General features: G+C 72.2%; 18 protein-coding genes and 1 tRNA gene. 9 read left to right on the top strand and 10 right to left on the bottom strand.

Annotated elements, in window-relative coordinates:
* Window positions 1-330: 330 nt before the first annotated feature.
* Complete coding sequence (locus tag C3486_RS06805) at window positions 331-1,005, top strand: Crp/Fnr family transcriptional regulator (RefSeq protein ID WP_030260115.1); 675 nt, start codon at window positions 331-333, stop codon at window positions 1,003-1,005.
* Window positions 1,006-1,147: 142 nt separating this feature from the next.
* Here the strand turns inward: C3486_RS06805 and C3486_RS06800 are convergent, their stop codons facing one another.
* The 4 genes from C3486_RS06800 to C3486_RS06785 form a co-directional block, all read right to left on the bottom strand.
* On the bottom strand, window positions 1,148-1,978 hold the full coding sequence (locus tag C3486_RS06800; RefSeq protein WP_103831682.1) for an MBL fold metallo-hydrolase: 831 nt from the start codon (window positions 1,976-1,978) through the stop codon (window positions 1,148-1,150).
* Entirely contained in the window at window positions 1,975-2,889 is a 915-nt protein-coding gene (locus C3486_RS06795; protein ID WP_103831681.1) for an NUDIX hydrolase, read from the bottom strand. Before C3486_RS06795 ends, C3486_RS06800 begins: the two co-directional genes overlap by 4 nt.
* Before the next feature lie 395 nt (window positions 2,890-3,284).
* Window positions 3,285-3,749, bottom strand: a complete 465-nt coding sequence (locus C3486_RS06790; protein ID WP_103831680.1) for a RidA family protein — start codon at window positions 3,747-3,749, stop codon at window positions 3,285-3,287.
* Complete coding sequence (locus C3486_RS06785) at window positions 3,746-3,907, bottom strand: DUF4177 domain-containing protein (protein WP_003975360.1); 162 nt, start codon at window positions 3,905-3,907, stop codon at window positions 3,746-3,748. The genes C3486_RS06790 and C3486_RS06785 overlap by 4 nt, the downstream gene beginning before the upstream one ends.
* A 161-nt stretch (window positions 3,908-4,068) precedes the next feature.
* Here C3486_RS06785 and C3486_RS06780 point away from each other — a divergent pair, with 161 nt between their 5' ends.
* Both C3486_RS06780 and C3486_RS06775 read left to right on the top strand, forming a co-directional pair.
* A complete protein-coding gene (locus C3486_RS06780) occupies window positions 4,069-5,046 on the top strand; it encodes an ArsA-related P-loop ATPase (protein WP_103831679.1) in 978 nt (325 codons plus the stop codon).
* Complete coding sequence (locus C3486_RS06775) at window positions 5,043-6,437, top strand: ArsA family ATPase (protein WP_103831678.1); 1,395 nt, start codon at window positions 5,043-5,045, stop codon at window positions 6,435-6,437. The genes C3486_RS06780 and C3486_RS06775 overlap by 4 nt, the downstream gene beginning before the upstream one ends.
* Before the next feature lie 557 nt (window positions 6,438-6,994).
* Here the strand turns inward: C3486_RS06775 and C3486_RS06770 are convergent.
* Entirely contained in the window at window positions 6,995-7,333 is a 339-nt protein-coding gene (locus tag C3486_RS06770; RefSeq protein WP_052866087.1) for a WhiB family transcriptional regulator, read from the bottom strand.
* A gap of 392 nt (window positions 7,334-7,725) precedes the next feature.
* On the opposite strand from C3486_RS06770, the gene C3486_RS06760 reads away from it, so the two are divergent.
* Window positions 7,726-9,939, top strand: a complete 2,214-nt coding sequence (locus tag C3486_RS06760) for a transglycosylase domain-containing protein (RefSeq protein ID WP_103831677.1) — start codon at window positions 7,726-7,728, stop codon at window positions 9,937-9,939.
* A gap of 135 nt (window positions 9,940-10,074) precedes the next feature.
* Here the strand turns inward: C3486_RS06760 and C3486_RS06755 are convergent, their stop codons facing one another.
* Window positions 10,075-10,539 carry a GatB/YqeY domain-containing protein gene (locus C3486_RS06755; RefSeq protein ID WP_103831676.1) on the bottom strand — a complete coding sequence of 155 codons (465 nt, stop codon included), beginning with the start codon at window positions 10,537-10,539 and terminating at the stop codon, window positions 10,075-10,077.
* 216 nt (window positions 10,540-10,755) lie between these two features.
* Here C3486_RS06755 and C3486_RS06750 point away from each other — a divergent pair, with 216 nt between their 5' ends.
* The 3 genes from C3486_RS06750 (at window position 10,756) to C3486_RS06740 (ending at window position 12,671) form a co-directional block, all read left to right on the top strand.
* Window positions 10,756-11,682, top strand: coding sequence for a metallophosphoesterase (locus C3486_RS06750; protein WP_103831675.1), 927 nt, complete (start codon window positions 10,756-10,758; stop codon window positions 11,680-11,682).
* Window positions 11,683-11,823: 141 nt separating this feature from the next.
* The gene (locus C3486_RS06745) at window positions 11,824-12,585 is read left to right on the top strand and encodes a Pr6Pr family membrane protein (protein ID WP_103831674.1); all 762 of its coding nucleotides are present in this window, start codon (window positions 11,824-11,826) and stop codon (window positions 12,583-12,585) included.
* 12 nt (window positions 12,586-12,597) lie between these two features.
* A tRNA-Pro gene (locus tag C3486_RS06740) sits at window positions 12,598-12,671 on the top strand.
* A 131-nt stretch (window positions 12,672-12,802) separates the two neighbouring features.
* Here C3486_RS06740 and C3486_RS06735 read toward each other — a convergent pair.
* A complete protein-coding gene (locus C3486_RS06735; RefSeq protein WP_103831673.1) occupies window positions 12,803-13,435 on the bottom strand; it encodes a TlpA disulfide reductase family protein in 633 nt (210 codons plus the stop codon).
* A gap of 72 nt (window positions 13,436-13,507) precedes the next feature.
* Window positions 13,508-14,428, bottom strand: coding sequence for a LysR family transcriptional regulator (locus C3486_RS06730; protein WP_103831672.1), 921 nt, complete (start codon window positions 14,426-14,428; stop codon window positions 13,508-13,510).
* A 197-nt stretch (window positions 14,429-14,625) separates the two neighbouring features.
* On the opposite strand from C3486_RS06730, the gene C3486_RS06725 reads away from it, so the two are divergent.
* Window positions 14,626-15,810, top strand: a complete 1,185-nt coding sequence (locus tag C3486_RS06725) for an MFS transporter (protein ID WP_103831671.1) — start codon at window positions 14,626-14,628, stop codon at window positions 15,808-15,810.
* Window positions 15,811-15,895: 85 nt separating this feature from the next.
* Here C3486_RS06725 and C3486_RS06720 read toward each other — a convergent pair whose 3' ends face one another.
* The gene (locus C3486_RS06720; RefSeq protein WP_103831670.1) at window positions 15,896-17,395 is read right to left on the bottom strand and encodes a SulP family inorganic anion transporter; all 1,500 of its coding nucleotides are present in this window, start codon (window positions 17,393-17,395) and stop codon (window positions 15,896-15,898) included.
* Between the two features lie 192 nt (window positions 17,396-17,587).
* Between C3486_RS06720 and C3486_RS06715 the strand changes: the two genes are divergently transcribed.
* Window positions 17,588-17,992 (top strand): MerR family transcriptional regulator, encoded by a 405-nt coding sequence (locus C3486_RS06715; protein WP_103831669.1) that lies wholly within the window; start codon window positions 17,588-17,590, stop codon window positions 17,990-17,992.
* 73 nt (window positions 17,993-18,065) lie between these two features.
* On the opposite strand, the gene cobN is transcribed toward C3486_RS06715, so the two are convergent.
* Window positions 18,066-20,389: cobaltochelatase subunit CobN (gene cobN, locus C3486_RS06710; RefSeq protein WP_103831668.1), on the bottom strand; the 2,324-nt coding region annotated here is incomplete at its 5' end.

Raw genomic sequence — 20,389 nt, 5'->3', positions numbered from 1 at the left:
TTTTGGCGGTAGCGGACCCCACCAGCTTCGCGTCCGCTTTCGAGGGCTTCGCGGCATTCGCGCCCGCCTGTTCGCCCACAGCAGAATCGCGGCCTGCGCTCACTCGTCCAGCCCCCTTGTCCTGTGCTCTCACCGGCGTATTGGACACTCGGCCAGACTAAGGCCACCCACCGACATCCGGCCCGATCGCCAGGAATCGCGCCCCCAATCGGCCCCCTGCCTTATGGCGGCGGACACCTGTCCGGCATCCTTGTGATTGATCGCACTGTTTTGCATTCCGGCATGATGGGGACCTACGTCACCCGGAGCATGTCGACAAGGAGAGAACTCGTGGACGACGTTCTGCGGCGCGCACCGCTCTTCGCGGCGCTCGATGACGAGCAGGCTGCCGAGCTGCGTGCCTCGATGACCGAGGTCACGCTTGCCCGTGGTGACGCCCTGTTCCACGAAGGGGACCCGGGCGACAGGCTGTACGTGGTCACCGACGGCAAGGTGAAGCTGCACCGCACCTCCCCCGACGGCCGCGAGAACATGCTCGCCGTCCTCGGCCCCGGTGAGCTCATCGGTGAGCTGTCCCTCTTCGACCCGGGCCCGCGCACGGCCACGGGCACCGCGCTCACCGAGGTGAAGCTGCTGGGCCTGGGCCACGGCGACCTGCAGCCCTGGCTGAACGCCCGGCCGGAGGTGGCCACGGCTCTGCTGCGCGCCGTCGCCCGCCGGCTGCGCAAGACCAACGACCAGATGTCCGACCTGGTCTTCTCCGACGTGCCCGGCCGCGTCGCGCGCGCCCTCCTGGACCTCTCGCGCCGCTTCGGCGTGCAGTCCGAGGAAGGCATCCACGTCGTCCACGACCTCACGCAGGAAGAGCTGGCCCAGCTGGTCGGCGCCTCCCGCGAGACCGTGAACAAGGCGCTCGCGGACTTCGCCGGCCGCGGCTGGCTGCGCCTGGAGGCCCGCGCGGTGATCCTCCTGGACGTCGAGCGCCTCGCGAAGCGCTCCCGCTGACGCACCCGCCCGGTACGCAGCACGCGTGCCGCGGCGCATACGAAAGGGCCCCGCTCCGGCGGGGCCTTTCGTATGCCCGGGCCCGGCCCCCTCGTATGCGCGGGACCGGCCCCCTCGTGTGCGCGGCCCCGCCGGAAGGCCGTCAGACCAGGCCGTGCTCGCCCAGGTAGTCCAGCTGGGCCCGTACGGACAGCTCGGCCGCCGGCCACAGGGAGCGGTCGACGTCCGCGTACACGTGGGCGACGACGTCGGCGGCCGTACGGTGGCCCGCCTCGACCGCGGTCTCCACCTGGGCCAGCCGCTTGGCCCGGTGCGCGAGGTAGAACTCCACGGCGCCCTGTGCGTCGTTCAGCACCGGCCCGTGGCCCGGCAGGACCGTGGTGACGCCGTCGTCGACCGTCAGGGAGCGCAGCAGCCGCAGCGAGTCCAGGTAGTCGCCGAGGCGGCCGTCCGGGTGCGCCACCACCGTCGTGCCGCGCCCCAGGATCGTGTCGCCGGTGAGCACCGCCGCGTCGGCCGGGAGATGGAACGAGAGCGAGTCGGCGGTGTGCCCCGGGGTGGGCACGACGCGCAGCTCCAGACCGCCGGTCGTGATCACGTCCCCGGCGGCCAGCCCCTCGTCCCCGAGGCGCAGCGCGGGGTCCAGGGCCCGTACCGGCGTACGGGTCAGCTCGGCGAAGCGCGAGGCGCCCTCGGCATGGTCGGGGTGCCCGTGGGTGAGCAGGGTGAGCGCGACCCGCCGGCCGGACCGCTCGACGGTGTCGACGACGGCCTTCAGGTGGCCTTCGTCGAGCGGGCCGGGGTCGATGACCACGGCGCGGTCGGAGTCCGGCTCGGCGACGATCCAGGTGTTCGTGCCGTCCAGCGTCATCGCTGACGGATTCGGCGCCAGCACGCAGTACGCGCGGTCGGTCGCGGCGCCCGTGGCGATGCCGCCGCGCGGCTGGCCGGGGAGTGCGGCTGCGTCGGTCATGCGGCGGGCCCTTCGGGTGAGCCGGACGCGCCGCCGTGGCCGGCCGCCGCGCCCGAGGGGATGTGCTTGGTGAACTCTTCGTGGCCGGGCCAGCTGAGCACGATCTCGTCCTCGACGAGCTCCGCGCGCGCCAGTACGGGCGTGAGGTCCTGCCGCCCGGATGCCGCGAGCGCCTCGGCCGCCGTGCCGTACGGCTCCAGGGTGCGCAGCGTGGCGATGGTCGGCGGCATCATCAGCAGGTCGCCGCGGTCGTAGCCGGCCGCCGCCTCGGCGGGCCGGGTCCACACCGTACGGTCGGCCTCCGTGGAGGCGTTGCGGGTGCGCTGGCCCTCGGGGAGCGCGGCCACGAAGAACCATGTGTCGTAGCGGCGGGGCTCGAACTCGGGGGTGATCCAGCGCGCCCACGCCCCCAGCAGGTCGCTGCGGAGCACCAGGCCGCGGCGGTCCAGGAAGTCGGCGAACGACAGCTCGCGGGCCACCAGCGCGGCCCGGTCGGCCTCCCAGTCCTCTCCGGTGGTGTCGGCGACGACGGTGCCGGCCGACGGCCCGGCGAGCAGCACGCCGGCCTCCTCGAAGGTCTCGCGGACCGCCGCGCAGACCACCGCCTGTGCCACGGCCTCCTCGACGCCCAGCCGGGCGGCCCACTCGGCGCGTGAGGGCCCGGCCCAGGCGACGGGGCGCTCGTCACGGGGGTCGACGCCGCCGCCCGGGTACGCGTACGCACCGCCCGCGAAGGCCATCGAGGCGCGCCGGCGCAGCATGTGGACGGCCGGACCCTGGTCGGAGTCCCGCAGGAGCATGACGGTCGCCGCTCTTCGGGGGGCGACCGGCGTCAGCTCCCCACTGGCGAGCGCCCGGATCCGGTCCGGCCATTCGGGCGGATACCACTGGCCATTGGTCGTCGTCGACATGGCCGGATGCTATGCGTTCACGCGCGGATGTTCGAGAGGGCACCGGCGTGCCGGACGCCCTCCTTCCGGTGCGCTGCCCACAGCACACGAGGGGGCGGCACACGCACTGTCCGGAAAGCAGCGGACGCAGCGTCTGAAGGAGCGGCACACGCAGCGTCCGGGAAGCGGCTTACGCAGCATCCGAGGGAGCGGCGTACGCAGCATCCGAGGGAGCGGCGTACGCAGTGTCCGAGTGGAGCGGCGTACGCGCGATACGGGTGCGTCGCGCCGCGCACAGCACGAGGGCGGTACGGCCGCGACGCCCGCCGCGATCCGTACCGCCCTCGAAGCCCTTCGGTCCATTCGGCCTGATCGGTCCGTTCGGTCCGTTCGGTCCGTTCGGGCTGACTGTCCGCTCAGTCCGCGATCTCGACCTGGAGCTCGACCTCGACCGGCGCGTCGACCGGCAGCACGGCCACGCCCACGGCGGAGCGGGCGTGCACGCCCTTGTCGCCGAGGATCTCGCCGAGCAGCTCGCTCGCGCCGTTGACGACACCGGGCTGGCCCGTGAAGTCCGGCGCGGACGCCACGAAGCCGACGACCTTCACGACCCGGACGATCTTGTCCAGGTCGCCGACGACCGACTTCACGGCGGCCAGCGCGTTCAGCGCGCAGACGCCGGCCAGCTCCTTGGCCTGCTCGGCGTTCACCTCGCCGCCGACCTTGCCGGTGGCGGGCAGGGCACCGTCCACCATCGGCAGCTGGCCGGAGGTGAACACGTAGTTCCCGGAGCGCACGGCAGGCTGGTACGCGGCCAGCGGCGGCACGACATCGGGGAGCTTCAGGCCGAGCGACTCGATCTTGTCCTCGACCCGGCTCATGCCTGCTTCTCCCGCTTCAGGTAGGCCACCAGCTGCTCGGGGTTGTTCGGGCCCGGCACGACCTGGACCAGCTCCCAGCCGTCCTCGCCCCAGGTGTCCAGAATCTGCTTTGTCGCGTGCACCAGCAGCGGCACGGTCGCGTATTCCCACTTCGTCATGGGGCGAGCGTAATGCCTGTACAGCGCGCCCGAGGACGCGCGCCCGCAGCACCCTCGTGCACGCCCTCCCGGCCCCCCGGGGCGCGCCGCCGACCGAGGCATACGGGACAGGCCCGCCGTCCTGTGCGTAGCCCGGAGGCGGACTGGTTAGGCTCCATGGCGTGAGCAGGCTCCATGTCGTCAGCGGCAAGGGCGGTACCGGCAAGACCACGGTCGCCGCCGCCCTCGCCCTCGCCCTGGCCACCGAGGGGCAGCGCACCCTCCTGGTCGAGGTCGAGGGCCGGCAGGGCATTGCCCAAGTGTTCGAGACCGAAGCGCTGCCCTACGAGGAGCGCAAGATCGCCGTCGCGCCCGGAGGCGGGGAGGTGCACGCGCTGGCCATCGATGCCGAGCGCGCGCTGCTGGACTACCTCCAGATGTTCTACAAACTCGGCAGTGCCGGGCGCGCCCTCAAGAAGCTCGGCGCGATCGACTTCGCCACGACCATCGCGCCGGGGCTGCGGGACGTCCTGCTGACCGGCAAGGCGTGCGAGGCCGTCCGCCGCAAGGACAAGCACGGGCGGTTCGTGTACGACGCGGTCGTCATGGACGCGCCGCCCACGGGCCGCATCACCCGCTTCCTGAACGTCAACGACGAGGTCGCGGGGCTCGCGAAGATAGGGCCCATCCACAATCAGGCACAGGCCGTCATGCGGGTGCTGAAGTCGCCCGAGACGGCCGTCCATCTGGTGACGCTGCTGGAGGAGATGCCGGTCCAGGAGACCGTGGACGGCGTCGCCGAGCTGCGCGCCGCCGGGCTTCCGGTGGGCGGCGTGGTCATCAACATGGTCCGGCCCTCCGTGCTCGGCCCGGAGGACGTGGACCTGGCCGCGAACGGCGCCCGTGCGGGCATCGCCGCCGCGCTCTCCAGCGCGGGCCTGGGCGGGGCGCGCCGCGGCGGCCGGGCCGAGCGGCTCATCGATCCGCTGCTGGAGCAGGCCCGCGAGCACGCCGAGCGGGTCGCGCTGGAGCGTGCGGAACACACCGAGATCACCGGGCTCGGGCTGCCCACGTACGAGCTGGAACTGCTCCCCGAGGGCGTCGACCTCGCCGGGCTCTACCGGCTGGCCCGTGACCTGCGGACACAGGGACCGATATGACATCGGAGTACACGACCTTGGACGCTTCGGCTCCGCATCTGGACGTGGACGCGCTGCTCGACGACCCGCAGACCCGCATCATCGTCTGCTGCGGCGCGGGCGGCGTCGGCAAGACCACCACGGCGGCCGCACTGGGCGTGCGCGCCGCCGAGCGCGGCCGGCGCGCCGTCGTCCTCACCATCGACCCGGCCCGCCGGCTCGCGCAGTCGATGGGCATCTCGGAGCTGGACAACATCCCGCGGCAGGTGAAGGACGTACGCGGCCCCGGGGGCGGCGAGCTGTTCGCGATGATGCTGGACATGAAGCGCACGTTCGACGAGATCGTCGAGGCGCACGCGGACAAGGAGCGGGCCAGGGCCATCCTGGAGAACCCCTTCTACCAGTCCCTGTCGGCCGGGTTCGCCGGCACGCAGGAGTACATGGCCATGGAGAAGCTGGGCCAGCTGCGCTCCCGCGACGAGTGGGACCTGATCATCGTCGACACTCCGCCGAGCCGGTCGGCGCTGGACTTCCTGGACGCGCCGAAGCGGCTGGGGTCCTTCCTGGACGGCAAGTTCATCCGGGTCCTGATGGCGCCGGCGAAGGTCGGCGGCCGGGCCGGGATGAAGTTCCTGAACGTCGGCATGTCGATGATGACCGGCACGCTCAGCAAGCTGATGGGCGGCCAGCTGCTCAAGGACGTCCAGACGTTCGTGGCCGCCATGGACACCATGTTCGGCGGCTTCCGCACCCGCGCGGACGCCACGTACCGGCTGCTGCAGGCGCCCGGCACGGCGTTCCTCGTGGTGGCTGCGCCCGAGCGGGACGCGCTGCGCGAGGCGGCGTACTTCGTGGAGCGGCTGGCCGCCGAGCAGATGCCGCTGGCGGGCCTGGTGCTGAACCGCGTACACGGCAGCGGCGCCGACCAGTTGAGCGCCGAGCGGGCGCTCGCGGCGGCCGAGACGCTGACCGACCTGGCCGGAACCGAGAACTCCGTTTCAGCGGGCGGGGAAGCCGCCGAAAATCTTGCCGACGACGGAATTGTGGATCTCGGAGGCGGGAAGGCTGGATCACGTACCGCCGACGCGCCCTCCCCCGCTGCGCCGGCGCTGCACCAGAACGACCCCGGCACACCTCCCGAATCGAAGCAGTCCCCCGAGGCCCGGTCGGCCCGGATCGCCGCCGGCCTGCTGACCCTGCACGCCGAGCGCATGCAGGTGCTGGCGCGTGAGCGACGCACCCGCGATCGCTTCACCGCGCTGCACCCGGAAGTACCGGTGGCCGAGATCGCCGCACTGCCCGGTGACGTCCATGACGTCGCGGGACTGCGCGAGATCGGCAACCGCCTCGTCTCCCGCCACGGGGACGACGAGGAGAACCGCGACGACGCGAGCGCGAGCGACGCAGGCTGAGCGCAGGCACCCGCTCGCGGGCCGCGAGCCCGTGCTGACCGCTCATGAGGAAGGACGCGCTCGCGCACGCCGTACGGGCACATGGCAGACGGCCGGCCGGCAAGTCCACTGCCGGCCGCCTGAGGAAGTGTCTGCCGCGCCTCCGCGCCCTGGGGCGACGCGACGGCACAACAGCGTGGGGGCATAACGAGGAGAGACCCGGCATCACCTGGTGCTGACGAGCGCGACACAGCGGCAAGGCGACACAGCGACAGACGGTCGCCGTCAGGCATACAGACCCGGCGTCATGGCGCGATCACGCGCACGCCACGCCGATCTCCGTACGCCCGAGCGAGCCAACAGCCCACTCGACCGCCCATGCGGCCCATCACCGTGCCGGTGACACGCCATGCTGGTGAGACACCACGCTGGCGAGCGAACCACCGCGCTCGTGCAGGCACTGATCGCGCGCCGACTCAAGCGCCGGCGGCCATGCCGCAACCGGCGCTCACCCGACCCGGACGATCACGCACCGGGTATCCATGACCCGGCCGAAGGGCCGGGCGCCACGGGCCGGCTCAGCCGACCGCGGCGAAGTTGTCGAACTCCTCTTCTTCGCAGTCCACGAGGATTCCCGCGCTGCGTTCGTACTCCGTACGAGCCGTCTCCAGCAGCCGACGCCACGAGGTGACGGTCGGGCGGCGGCGCAGCAACGCCCTCCGCTCGCGCTCCGTCATCCCGCCCCACACGCCGAACTCGACGCGGTTGTCCAGGGCGTCGGCAAGGCACTCGGTCCGCACGGGGCATCCGGTGCAGACCGCCTTGGCGCGGTTCTGTGCTGCCCCTTGAACGAACAGCTCATCCGGATCGGTCGTGCGGCAGGCTGCCTGTGCACTCCAGTCGGTTACCCAGCTCATGCTGGCGCCGTCCTCTCCCGAATCGAGGCTCCCCCACGGCGGCAAGCGGCATATTCACCGTTGCCAGTTGAGGACGTTACGGAAGGCAGGCAGGGCGCAACACCCCCTTCGGGCCCAATCTTGAATGGTCCGAACGGACTATGCGTATGCGGCAGATCACCCAACGGAGTGAGCGCAGGGCATACGTCGCTTTTCTGGCAGGCCAGGACAGTTCAGGGTGTTTCCCACAGGCCACGGGCGCGCGCGAGCGACGCTCACGGGCAATTCGGTCACCGGCCCGGCGGCAGGAAAAGGTGAGGTGCTGGTGCGGAACCACGTTCGAGTGACAGGCGTGAACAGAGTAAGCGAACAGATGCGCCCCTGTCCGGTGATTGAGAACGTAGGGTGCCCTCATGGGTAAGAAGCGCGACGGTGGCGGCCTCACCGCGACCCAGCAGGCCGCGAAGTTCCTCGGCGTCAGCGTGCTGGCCGGAGCCGTGCTGGCGGGCCTGGCACTCCCCGCCGCCGGCGCGCTGGGCCTCGCCGCCAAGGGGACGGTCGAGGGATTCGACGACATCCCGGCCACGATGAAGACGCCGCCGCTGAGCCAGCAGACCAAGATCCTGGACGCCAATGGCGGCGAGATCGCCAAGGTCTACTTCCGCAACCGCACGGTGGTGGACCTCAAGGACATCTCGCCGTACATGAAGAAGGCGATCGTCGCGATCGAGGACTCGCGCTTCTACCAGCACGGCGCGGTCGACATGAAGGGCATCCTGCGCGCGGTCAACAAGAACGCGCAGTCCGGCGGGGTGTCGCAGGGCGCCTCGACGCTGACCCAGCAGTACGTGAAGAACGTCTTCGTCGAGGAGGCGGGCAACGACCGGGAGAAGGTCGCCGAGGCCACCCAGCAGACCATCGGCCGGAAGATCCGCGAGCTGAAGTACGCGATCCAGGTCGAGAAGGAGCTGGGCAAGAAGAAGATCCTGCAGAACTACCTGAACATCACCTTCTTCGGGCAGCAGGCGTACGGCGTGGAGGCCGCGGCCCAGCGCTACTTCAGCAAGCCCGCCAAGGACCTGGACCTCCCCGAGGCCGCGCTGCTGGCCGGCATCGTGCAGTCGCCGAGCCGGTACGACCCGGTGAACGACCCGGAGGAGGCCACCAAGCGGCGCAACACCGTGCTGCAGCGGATGGCCGACGTCCACGACATCACCCAGGCCCAGGCCGACGCGGCCGCGAAGAAGCCGATCGAGCTGCACACCAGCACCCCGCGCAACGGCTGCATCACCGCCGTCGACGGCGCCGGCTTCTTCTGCGACTACGTCCGCGAGGCGTTCCTGAACGACCCGGTCTTCGGCAAGACGGCCAAGTCCCGGCTGGCCCGCTGGCAGCGCGGCGGCATGACGATCCGTACGACGCTGGACCCGCAGGCCCAGAAGGCCGTGCAGAAGTCGGTGAGCGAGCACGTCTACGACTCCGACCCGGTCGCCACGGCGGCGGCGCTGGTCGAGCCGGGCACCGGCAAGATCCGCGGCATGGGCCAGTCCCGGCCGTACGGCTTCAAGGGCAACCAGACCCAGATGAACCTGGCCGTGGACGGTGACATGGGCGGCGGCGCCGGTTACCAGCCCGGCTCGACCTTCAAGCCGGTGATCGCGGCGGCCGCGCTGGAGCAGGGCGTCAGCCCGAACAAGGTGTACCCCTCCCCGTACCGCATGCAGTATCCGAGCCCGGTCTCCACCTGCAAGGGCATGTGGAAGGGCAGCGCCCCGGTGGAGAACGAGAACCGGAGCGAGAAGGGCCCGTACGGCATGAAGGAGGCGACCGCGAAGTCGGTCAACACCTACTTCGTGTCGCTGATCAGCGACGTCGGCATCTGCCCGGTCACGAAGATGGCCGACAAGATGGGGATCAAGCGGGCAGACGGCAAGGACATCGACCAGGTGCCCTCGATCACCCTGGGCACCCAGGAGATGTCGCCGCTGACCATGGCCGCCGGGTACGCGACGTTCGCCAACCGCGGCGAGTACTGCACGCCGGTCGCCATCGAGTCGATCACCGGCCCGGACGGCAAGGCGATGAAGGTCCCGCAGACCAGCTGCCGCCGGGCCATGTCGGAGAAGACGGCCGACACCATAAACACGCTGCTGCAGGGCGTCGTCGAGGACGGCACCGGCAAGGAGGCCGGGCTCAACAGCCGGCCCAGCGCGGGCAAGACCGGTACGACGGACGGCCGTTACGCCGCCTGGTTCGTGGGCTACACCCCGAACATGGCGGGTGCGGTGTGGGTCGGCGACCCCGAGCACAAGCGGCGGATGGTCGACATCAGCATCGGCGGCCGCCCGTACGACAAGGTCTTCGGTGGCCAGGTGCCGGGCCCGATCTGGCGGGACGCGATGGCCGGGGCGCTCGCCGGCAAGCCCGCGCCGGGCTTCCACACGGTGCCGATCCACGACCCGAAGAGCAAGAAGAAGAACCGGGCCAAGCCGCCGGCCCGCACGGACGACAAGCCGGGCGGCGGTGTCGACCTCCCCGACCTGCCGGACCTGCCCGACGTCATCGGGGGCGGCGACGGCGGCTGGAACTGGCCGGGCGGCGGCCACGGGCACGGGCACAACAGGTGAGTCCGGGCCGCGCGCACGACGGGCGCGTGCGGTTCACCGGGCCGCGCAGGGCATGACCACGCCGCGCACTGCATGACGAAGGGGCGCTTCCCTCAGGGAGGCGCCCCTTGGCGCTTCAGTGCGCGGCCGTGCGGGTCAGCCCGCCAGCAGCTTCTTCACCGCGGCGGCCACCCGGCCGCCCTCGGCGCGGCCCGCGACCTTCGGGTTCACGATCTTCATGACCGCGCCCATGGCCTTCGGGCCCTCGGCGCCGTTGCCCACGGCCTCCGCGACCGCCTCGGCGACGATGTTCTCCAGCTCGGCGTCGGTGAGCTGCTTGGGGAGGTAGTCGGCGAGCACCTCGCCCTCGGCCTTCTCGCGCGCGGCCTGCTCGGCCCGGCCGCCCTTCTCGAACGCCTCGGCGGCCTCCCGGCGCTTCTTCGCCTCGCGCGCGATGATCTTCTCGACCTCGCTGTCCGACAGCTCGCGGGCCGTCTTGCCCGCGACCTCCTCCTTGTTGATCGCGGTGAGCGTGAGGCGGAGGGTGGAGGAGCGCAGCTCGTCGCGCGCCTTGATCGCTGCGGTGAGGTCGTCCTGCAGCTTCGTCTTGAGCGTGGTCATGACCCAAGTTTGCCAGGGCCCGACCGGTACTGCGCGGAGTTATCGGGCCGAAGCGCCTCCGTACGGCGCTCCACGGGCAGCCCCGGGGCCCCGCGGCAGCAGCCGCTCGCCCCCGCGGGCGACCTCGGCCCTCCTCCGGCCGCCCGCCCGCCTCGCGCAGCAGCAAGATCATCCCCCGTGATGTGGCCACCCTCCGCTCTCTGCCACGATGGGTCCATGCGCGCGCGATACGGAGTACCCCTGTCCCTCACGGCGGTCGGCGCGGCCGGCATCGCCTACGCCGCCGGCATCGAAGCCCGCTCCTTCCGGCTCCGCCGGGTGACGATCCCGGTACTCCCGCGCGGCATGCGGCCGTTGCGGGTGCTGCAGGTCTCGGACATCCACATGGTCAGCGGGCAGAACAAGAAGCGCCGCTGGCTGCAGTCGCTGGCCGGTCTCCGCCCCGACTTCGTCGTCAACACCGGCGACAACCTCTCCGACCCCGAAGGGGTGCCGGAGGTGCTGGACGCGCTGGGCCCGCTGATGGAGTTCCCCGGTACGTACGTCTTCGGCTCGAACGACTACTACGGACCGAAGCTGCGCAATCCCGCCCGCTACCTGCTCGAGAAGTTCCAGGGCCGACACGGTCTGAACGGCAATCCGCCGGCCGTCGGCGTCGTCCACAACCCCTGGGAAGAGCTGCGGGACGCCTTCGACGCGGCGGGCTGGGTCGGCCTCTCCAACACCCGCGGCCGCCTGAAGCTCGACGGCATCGAGATCGCGCTGACCGGCCTGGACGACCCGCACATCAAGCGCGACCGATACGCCGAGGTGGCCGGCGGCCCCGAGGACGGCGCCGACCTCTCGCTCGCCGTCGTGCACGCCCCGTACCTGCGCGCGCTGGACGCCTTCACCGCCGACGGCTACCCGCTGGTCCTCGCCGGGCACACCCACGGCGGCCAGCTCTGCATCCCCTTCTACGGCGCCCTGGTCACCAACTGCGACCTGGACACCGGCCGGGTGAAGGGCCTGTCCACCCACACCGCCGGCGAGCACACCTCCTACCTGCACGTCTCCGCGGGCTGCGGCGCCAACCGCTACACCCCCGTGCGCTTCGCCTGCCCGCCCGAGGCGACCCTGATGACGCTGACCGAACGGGCCTGAGCGGCAGGGCCACCGGGAGCCGCACGCCCACGCGCCGGCTCCCGGGCCCCGGTCGCTCCCGGGCTCGGGCCCCGGGACGTCCTCGGTACAAGGCCGTGCATACCGGTCCCCATCGCCCCACGATTTGTCTAGCGTGGAGAAATGATCGACCCGACCCGGTCCGACCCCACCCGTTCCTCGCACTACGCGACCGGCCCGGCCGGCGCCTCGGCACTCACCCCGTCGTCGGCGGTCGCCCCGCACGTCCGCCGCCCGCTCGTCGCCGTCCTCCGCGTCCTGCTCGCCGCCGCGGCCATCATCGGCATCGCCCTGGAAGCCGGCCGCTCCACCGGCGCGGCCCGCCTGTTCAGCGACTTCTCGGTCCAGGCCGGCGCCGCGTTCGCGGTCTGCACGCTGTGGTCCGCGTACCGGGCCGGCAGCGGCCGCCGCCCCGTCTCCCCCGGGATCACCCGCGCACTCCTGCTCTACGTGCTCGCCGCCGCCGTGCTCCACCACACCCACCTCGCGCCCGGCCCCGGCAACTCCTCCGCGGCCGGCACGGCCGCCGGGCAGCTCCTGCACACCGTCGTCCCGCTCGGCGCCGTACTGGACTGGCTCCTGCTGACCCTGCCGCGCCAGTACCGCCTGCGCCACACCTGGCAGTGGCTCGGCTACCCCTTCCTCTACCTCGTGTTCGCCGTCGTCCGCGGCGCGCTGATCACTCCCGGCACGGCGGACCGCTCCCCCTGGCCCTTCGTGGACGTGACGACCCACGGCTACCCGGCGGCCCTGACCGTCGCCGCGATCGTCCTCGCGGCCCTCTTCGTGCTCGCCGCGGTCCTCCTCGCGATCGACCAGTTCAGGCCCGCTCCCCCGCGCCCCGGATACCGGATTTCACGTTCGCGGATCGGTCCGCTAAAGTAGAGCTCGTTGCTTCGGGGTGTAGCGCAGCTTGGCAGCGCGCTTCGTTCGGGACGAAGAGGTCGTGGGTTCAAATCCCGCCACCCCGACTGAAGAAACACAGGCCAGGGGCCTGATCCGCGAAAGCGGGTCAGGCCCCTGACTGTTTGTGCGGCGCTTCGGGAGACGCCGGGAGGAAGTCAGCGCGGTGCGTCCTCCCCGTGACGGGAGTCACAGTGCCTCAGCCGCGGTTTCCGGAGCGGCCTTCGGCGATCACGGGCTTGAGCATTTCGCGCAGTTGCTGTTCGCCGAGCGGCCCCATTGCCCGGGCAGCAATCCGGCCCCGCCGGTCGATGACGACGGTCGACGGGATGAACTGCGGATTGATGCTGCCCTTGGGGATGCGCAGCATGAGCTTGCCCGACGGGTCGAAGAGGCTGGGGAACGGGAGCTTGTGCTGCTCCTCGAACCGGATGGCCTGTGCGGTGCCGCTGTCACGGGTGTTGATGCCGACGAACTGCACCCCCTTGCTCCGGCTCTCCCCGGCGACCTTGGCGAAGCCCGGCGCCTCGGCATCGCACGGCCCGCACCAGGAGCCCCAGATGTTGAGGACGACGGCCTTCTTCCCCTTGTAGTCGCCGACGTCCAGCGGTGTGCCGCGCGTTGTCGTGCCCTGGATGCCGGGTGCCGGTGCGCGTTCGGCGGCCGGGAAGGCGTCGAAACCGTGCCCCGCCGTGCCGGTTCCGGCGCGGGAGCCTCCGGTGGAGTGCTCGTCCGCGCAGCCGCTCAGGGTCGACGCGGCGGCGCAGGCGGCGAGCAGAGCGGTGAGTCCGCGAACGGCCGGGCGGGTGCCGGGCCTGCTCCTGGGGGTCATCTCGGCAGTTTCGCACGCCACTTGAGGGCCGTTCCGGCCGGTACCGCACCGCTCCCGAGGCGGCCGCCGGGGTCAGGGCAGCGGCATTTCGTTGATGCGCGGGGCGAGTTCGCGGGAGAGGGTGGTGGCCAGGGCGCGGAAGAGGGCTACTTCGGGATTGCGGTCGTCGGCGCGGGCGGCCAGGTAGCTGGATTCGTGGGGCGCGTCGAGTACGGGGACGAAGACGGCGCCGGGCCAGTTGTAGTAGCGGGCGAAGGAGCGCAGGCCCGAGCCGGCGCCGTGGCCGGTGAGGACGCCGGTGAGGACCTCCTGCGGGAAGAGGGCGACGCTGCGTCCGCGGCGGGCGGCCTCGTTGCGGAAGTAGAGGTAGTCCTTGAAGATCGCCGGCGTGTGGTCGGGGACCCGGAAGATCGGCAGGTCGGCCAGGTCGGCGACGCGTACCCCCTCGGTGCGCGCGTCGGCGAGCCGGGCGGACTCGGGGACCACCACGATGCGCTGCTCGGTGAGGAGGACGTCGCCGACCAGCCGGTCGTCGTCGGGCATCGGCCGGATGAAGGCCAGGTCCACCCGGTCCTCCACGAGCGCCGTGACGTGCTCGGTGAAGTTCAGCTGGGTCACCTCGACGGGGACCTCGGGGCGCGCCCTGCGGTAGGCGTTCACCGCGGCGGGGGTGATCTCCGCCGAGCCGTGGCCCATGATGCCGATCCGCAGCGGGCGGGTGGTCCGCTCGCGTTCCCTGCGGACCGCCTCGTGCACGTCCTCGACCGCCGCGTCGGCCGCGGCCAGCAGGGTGCGGGCGTGCTCGGCGAGGCGTACGCCCGCCGCGGTGGGCCGTACCGGGTTCCGGTGCAGCAGCGGGGTGCCGAGCTCGCTCTCCAGGCGGCGGACGTGCTGGGTGACGGCCGCCGGCGAGAGGTAGAGACGGGCCGCCGCCCGGCCGAAGTGACGTTCCTCGACGACGGCCAGGAACGACGGGAGCAGCCGGAGGTCCATGGTGGTCCAGCGTACGACGCGGCCGCTATCGGGGCGTATGTCCGTTCACGATTCGTGAATGCGGGCGGTGGGGCGTGCGGGGTGGCTCGTACAACGGGGAGGTGACCGATACCGCCGGACTGTCTCCGACCCCGACCCCGACCTGCCCCTCCCCCGCACCGCCTGCCCCGCGCCCGTACGGCCGGCGGACGGCGCTGATGATGACCGCTTCCGGCTGGAGCGCCAACCAGTTCGCCGCGCTCCTCGGCGCCTATCGCACCGCCGGGCTCTCCGACGCCGCGGTGAACGCGCTGCTCGCGGTATACGCGGTGGGGCTGATACCCGGGCTGCTCGTCGCGGCCCCGCTCGCCGACCGGTACGGCCGGCGGCCGGTGGCGCTCGGCGCGCTGCTCCTCAATCTCGTCGCGACGCTGCTGCTGATGCTGGGGGCCGGTGCGGCGTTCTGGCTGGCCCCCGGGCGGCTGTTCACCGGTATCAGTGCCGGGGCGCTGCTGGCGGCCGGCGGCGCGTGGGTGAAGGAGCTGTCCTCGCCGCCGTACGTGCCGCCGGGAGCGGAGACGGTGGCCGCCCGGCGCGCCGGGGTCTTCGTCTCGCTCGGGTTCGCTTCGGGCGGGCTGTGCGCATCGCTGATCGCCCAGTGGGCGCCGCGGCCGATGGTCCTGGCGTACCTGCCGCACCTGGTGCTGGCGGTGCTCGCCTGGCGGTTCGCCCGACGGAGTCCGGAGACCCGGCCGGAGCGGTGTGCCGGGGCAGGACCGGCCGCCGGCCGTGCCCCTTCCGGAGCGGCCTCCGGGCGCGGCGGCACCGGCTTCTGGCGGGCCGTCCTGCCCATGGCGCCCTGGGTCTTCGCCGCGCCGATGGTGGGCTTCGCCACCCTGCCGGGGCTGGTGGACGGCGGGCTGACCGGCTGGCGGGTGGTGTACGCGGGGGTGGCGACCGCGGTGGTACCCGGTGCGGGGGTGGCGGTGCAGCCGCTGGCCCGGTGGCTGGCAGCGCGCGGCCGGCTGCGTACCGGGGCGGCGGGCCTGCTGGTGATGGCCGGGGGCTTCGCGCTCGCCGTGCCGGCCGCCGGGCACGGGCAGCCGGTGCTGGCGCTGGTGGCCGGGGCCGTGCTCGGTGCCGGGTACGGGCTGGCCCTGACGTACGGGCTGGCCACCACCGCCGCGCTCGCCGCGCCGACCGCGCTGGCCCGCCTCACGTCGTACTTCTGGAGCCTCGCGTACCTCGGGATGTTCGCGCCGCTGCTGATCAGCACGCTCGCCGCCGCCTTCCCGGTGCCGCGGCTGCTGGCCGCGGCCGCGGTGCTGGCGGTGCTGTGCTGTGCCCTGCTGGTGCTCCTCAACCGGCCCCGAACCGGCCGGCCCGCCACCCGCCGTACGTGAGAGCCGCGCACCGGCCCGCGGGACGACGGCCGACGGCCGCGGGCCCGTGGCCGCCGGTCACCGCTCGCCAGCTGCCGACCGCAGGTCAGTGGCTGTCGGCCAGCTCCCCGCTCAGCGTGCCGTGCAGGCGGGCGCTGGGCTCGTTCAGACCGGTGATCTCGACGGTCTTGCCGCGCTGGGCGTACTTGTTCTCCACCGCGTCGAGCGCGGCGACGGAGGACGCGTCCCAGACGTGGGCGGCGCTCAGGTCGATGACGACCTTGTCGGGGTCGCCGGCGTAGTCGAACCGGCCGACCAGCTCGTTGGAGGAGGCGAAGAACAGCTCGCCGGTGACGGAGTACACGACCTCGGTGCCGTCGGGGTCGGTGACGGCGGTGACCTGCACGAGGTGGGCAACGCGGCGGGCGAAGATGATCATCGCGGTGACCGAGCCGACGACGACGCCGATGGAGAGGTTGTCGGTGGCCACGACGACGGCGACGGTGATCACCATGACGGCGGTCTCGCCGGCCGGCAGCCGCTTGAGCGTGGCGGGCTTGATGGAGTGCCAGTCGAAGGTGCCGACGGATACCAGGACCATCACGGCGACCAGCGCGGCCATCGGGATCTCGGAGACGACCGGGCCGAGCACGATGCACAGGATGAGGAGGAAGAAGCCCGCGAGGAAGGTCGAGAGCCGGGTGCGGGCGCCGTTCTTGACGTTGATCATCGTCTGGCCGATCATCGCGCAGCCGCCCATGCCGCCGAAGAAGCCGGTGACGATGTTGGCGATGCCCTGGCCGACGCACTCACGGGTCTTGTTCGAGCGGGTGTCGGTGATCTCGTCGACCAGTTTGGCCGTCATCAGCGACTCCATCAGTCCGACCAGCGCCATCGCCAGCGCGTAGGGCGCGATGACGGTGAGGGTGTGGGGGGTGAAGGGGACGTCCGGCAGGCCCGGTACGGGCAGCGACGACGGCAGCTTGCCCTTGTCGCCGACCGTGGGGACGGCGATGCCGGCGGCCACGGTGATCACGGTGAGGATCACGATGGAGACCAGCGGCGCGGGCACCGCCCTGGTGAGCCGGGGGAAGAACACCATGAGCAGCAGACCGGCCACCACCAGCGGGTAGACCGCCCACGGCACGTCGCGCAGGTTGGGGATCTGGGCGGTGAAGAGCAGGATGCCCAGCGCGTTGACGAAGCCGACCATCACCGAGCGCGGCACGAAGCGCATCAGTTTGGCGACGCCCAGCGCGCCCAGCGCGATCTGGAAGACGCCCGCGAGGATGACGGTGGCGATCAGGTGGCCCAGGCCGTGTTCGCGGGTGACCGGGGCGACCACCAGGGCCACGGCGCCGGTGGAGGCGGAGATCATCGCGGGCCGGCCGCCGACGAAGGCGATGGTCATGGCCATGGTGCAGGCGGCGAACAGGCCGACCTTGGGATCGACCCCGGCGATCACCGAGAAGGAGATCGCCTCCGGGATCAGCGCGAGGCCGACGACCAGGCCGGCCAGCACCTCGGTACGGAAGACCTTCGGGGTCAGCCAGGGCGGGCGGGCACCGCGCAGCCGCGCGGCCGGGGAGAATACGGAAGAGGACAAGGAGGAAGGCGCCTGTCGGGTTCGGGCGCACCCGGTAAGGTGCGCGGATCTGCAGCAGGGGCGTGCTCCCGCATCATGGGAGCGGAGGCAGCGCGGACGTCCCCCGGACACCCAGCAACTCTACCCTCACGTAAGGGTAGAGATCGGCGCCGAGTCCTTGTGAGATCGGTGACAGACAGGAGAGGCGACCAGGTGAGCAGCGAGCACATGCAGATCGGCGAGGTCGCCGCGCGTACGGAGCTGTCGCTGCGCACCATCCGGCACTACGAGGAGACCGGACTGGTCATCCCGTCGGCGCGCTCGCAGGGCGGCTTCCGCCTCTACACCGAGGCCGACGTGGCGCGGCTGATGGTCATCCGCCGGATGAAGCCGCTGGGCTTCTCCCTGGACGAGATGCGCGCGCTGCTGGAGGCGACCGACCGGCTCGACTCCGGCGATCCGCTGCCCGCCGAGGAGCACGCCGAACTGCTGGCGCGGCTGCGGGGCTTCGAGGAGGCGGCGCAGCAGCGGGTGGCTGACCTGCGGACCCAGCTGGCGCGGGCCGAGGAGTTCGCCGGCACCCTGCGCGAACGACTGGACCGGGCCCCGGCGCGGTAGCCGGGGCCCGGTCTTCGGACTTCGGTGGCCGGGGCCGGGGGCGCTCAGCCCCCGGCGGCCCGGCCCGGGGCGGTCAGCCCTCGCCCTCCAGTTCGCCCTCCGTCTCCAGGAAGACCTCCCGGAGCGCCTCGATCGCGGCCGGGTCGGGCTCGGCCCACATCCCGCGGGACTCCGCCTCCAGCAGCCGCTCGGCGATGCCGTGCAGCGCCCAGGGGTTGGCCTCCTGGAGGAACGCGCGGTTCTCCGGGTCCAGCACGTACGCCTGGGTGAGCTTGTCGTACATCCAGTCGGCGACCACGCCGGTGGTGGCGTCGTACCCGAAGAGGTAGTCGACCGTCGCGGCCAGCTCGAACGCACCCTTGTAGCCGTGGCGGCGCATCGCCTCGATCCACTTGGGGTTCACCACGCGCGCCCGGAAGACGCGCGAGGTCTCCTCCACCAGGGTGCGGGTGCGGACCGTCTCCGGGCGGGTGGAGTCGCCGATGTACGCCTCCGGGGCGGTGCCCCGCAGCGCGCGCACGGTGGCGACCATGCCGCCGTGGTACTGGAAGTAGTCGTCGGAGTCCGCGATGTCGTGCTCGCGGGTGTCGGTGTTCTTCGCGGCGACGGCGATGCGCTTGTACGCCGTCTCCATCTCCTCACGGGCCGACCGGCCGTCGAGGCCGCGGCCGTACGCGTAGCCGCCCCACACCGTGTAGACCTCCGCGAGGTCGGCGTCGGTGCGCCAGTCACGGGAGTCGATCAGCTGCAGCAGGCCCGCGCCGTACGTCCCCGGGCGGGAGCCGAAGATACGGGTGGTGGCGCGGCGTTCATCGCCGTGCTCGGCGAGGTCGGCCTGCGCGTGGGCCCGTACGAAGTTCTGGTCGGCCGGCTCGTCGAGCCCCGCGACCAGGCGCACCGCGTCGTCCAGCAGCCCGATGGTGTGCGGGAAGGCGTCCCGGAAGAAGCCGGAGATGCGCAGCGTGACGTCGATGCGGGGGCGGCCCAGCTCGTCCAGCGGCACGGGCTCCAGACCCGTGACGCGGCGGGAGGCGTCGTCCCAGACGGGGCGGACGCCGAGCAGCGCGAGGGCCTCGGCCACGTCGTCACCGGCGGTGCGCATCGCGCTCGTGCCCCAGAGGGACAGCCCGACGGAGGTGGGCCAGTCGCCGTTGTCCGTCTTGTACCGCTCCAGGAGCGAGTCGGCGAGGGCCTGGCCGGTCTCCCAGGCGAGCCGCGAGGGCACGGCCTTGGGGTCGACGGAGTAGAAGTTGCGGCCGGTCGGCAGGACGTTGACGAGGCCGCGCAGCGGCGAGCCGGACGGGCCCGCCGGCACGAAGCCGCCCTTCAGGGCGTGGACGACGTGGTCCAGCTCGGCCGTGGTGCCGGCCAGGCGCGGAACGACCTCGCGGGCCGCGAAGTCGAGGATGTCGGCGACCTGCTGACCGTGGTCAGCGGCGACGGACGCCACGGCGGCCGGGTCCCAGTCCGCGTCCTCCATCGCCTGGACCAGCGCACGGGCCTGTTCCTCGGCCGCGTCGGCGGTCGTACGCGTCGCCGCCGACTCGTCCAGGCCCAGCGCCTCGCGCAGGCCGGGCAGCGCCGAGGTACCGCCCCAGATCTGCCGGGCGCGAAGGATGGCGAGGACCAGGTCGACGCGGGGCGCGCCGGTGGGCGCGCCGCCGAGCACGTGCAGGCCGTCGCGGATCTGCGCGTCCTTCACCTCGCACAGCCAGCCGTCGACGTGCAGCAGGAAGTCGTCGAAGCCGTCGTCGTCCGGACGGTCCTCCAGGCCCAGGTCGTGGTCGAGCCGGGCGGCCTGGATGAGGGTCCAGATCTGTGCGCGGATGGCGGGCAGCTTCGCCGGGTCCATGGAGGAGATCTGCGCGTACTCGTCGAGCAGCTGCTCCAGGCGCGCGATGTCGCCGTAGGAGTCGGCGCGTGCCATCGGCGGCACGAGATGGTCCACGAGGGTGGCGTGCACGCGGCGCTTGGCCTGGGTGCCCTCGCCCGGGTCGTTGACCAGGAACGGGTAGATGAGCGGCAGGTCGCCGAGGGCCGCGTCGGGGCCGCAGGCGGCGGAGAGGCCGGCGTTCTTGCCGGGCAGCCACTCCAGGTTGCCGTGCTTGCCCAGGTGGATCATGGCGTCGGCGCCGAAGCCGCCGTCCTCGCGGGCCGCCGCGATCCAGCGGTAGGCCGCCAGGTAGTGGTGCGAGGGCGGCAGATCGGGGTCGTGGTAGATCGCGATCGGGTTCTCGCCGAAGCCGCGCGGCGGCTGGATGAGGATGAGCAGGTTGCCGCGGCGCAGGGCGGCCAGCACGATGTCGCCCTCGGGATCGCCGCCGTGGCCCACACGGCTGCGGTCGAGGAACATCTCGCCGGGCGCCGGGCCCCAGTGCTCCTCGACGGCCTTGCGCA

The sequence above is a fragment of the Streptomyces sp. Ru73 genome, from assembly GCF_002920575.1.
In the GTDB taxonomy this organism is placed as follows: Bacteria; Actinomycetota; Actinomycetes; order Streptomycetales; family Streptomycetaceae; genus Streptomyces.
The sequence above is the reverse complement of the archived record's forward strand: the minus strand, read 5'-3'. Positions and strand labels throughout refer to the sequence as shown.

What these genes read in the sequence shown, in the direction of transcription:
- C3486_RS06800 (WP_103831682.1), bottom strand. Translation starts at nt 1,978, where the DNA reads ATGACCGACGCAGCCGCACTCCCCGGCCAGCCGCGCGGCGGCATCGCC.
- C3486_RS06795 (WP_103831681.1), bottom strand. Translation starts at nt 2,889, where the DNA reads ATGTCGACGACGACCAATGGCCAGTGGTATCCGCCCGAATGGCCGGAC.
- C3486_RS06790 (WP_103831680.1), bottom strand. Translation starts at nt 3,749, where the DNA reads ATGAGCCGGGTCGAGGACAAGATCGAGTCGCTCGGCCTGAAGCTCCCC.
- C3486_RS06785 (WP_003975360.1), bottom strand. Translation starts at nt 3,907, where the DNA reads ATGACGAAGTGGGAATACGCGACCGTGCCGCTGCTGGTGCACGCGACA.
- C3486_RS06775 (WP_103831678.1), top strand. Translation starts at nt 5,043, where the DNA reads ATGACATCGGAGTACACGACCTTGGACGCTTCGGCTCCGCATCTGGAC.
- C3486_RS06770 (WP_052866087.1), bottom strand. Translation starts at nt 7,333, where the DNA reads ATGAGCTGGGTAACCGACTGGAGTGCACAGGCAGCCTGCCGCACGACC.
- C3486_RS06760 (WP_103831677.1), top strand. Translation starts at nt 7,726, where the DNA reads ATGGGTAAGAAGCGCGACGGTGGCGGCCTCACCGCGACCCAGCAGGCC.
- C3486_RS06755 (WP_103831676.1), bottom strand. Translation starts at nt 10,539, where the DNA reads ATGACCACGCTCAAGACGAAGCTGCAGGACGACCTCACCGCAGCGATC.
- C3486_RS06750 (WP_103831675.1), top strand. Translation starts at nt 10,756, where the DNA reads ATGCGCGCGCGATACGGAGTACCCCTGTCCCTCACGGCGGTCGGCGCG.
- C3486_RS06745 (WP_103831674.1), top strand. Translation starts at nt 11,824, where the DNA reads ATGATCGACCCGACCCGGTCCGACCCCACCCGTTCCTCGCACTACGCG.
- C3486_RS06735 (WP_103831673.1), bottom strand. Translation starts at nt 13,435, where the DNA reads ATGACCCCCAGGAGCAGGCCCGGCACCCGCCCGGCCGTTCGCGGACTC.
- C3486_RS06730 (WP_103831672.1), bottom strand. Translation starts at nt 14,428, where the DNA reads ATGGACCTCCGGCTGCTCCCGTCGTTCCTGGCCGTCGTCGAGGAACGT.
- C3486_RS06725 (WP_103831671.1), top strand. Translation starts at nt 14,626, where the DNA reads ATGATGACCGCTTCCGGCTGGAGCGCCAACCAGTTCGCCGCGCTCCTC.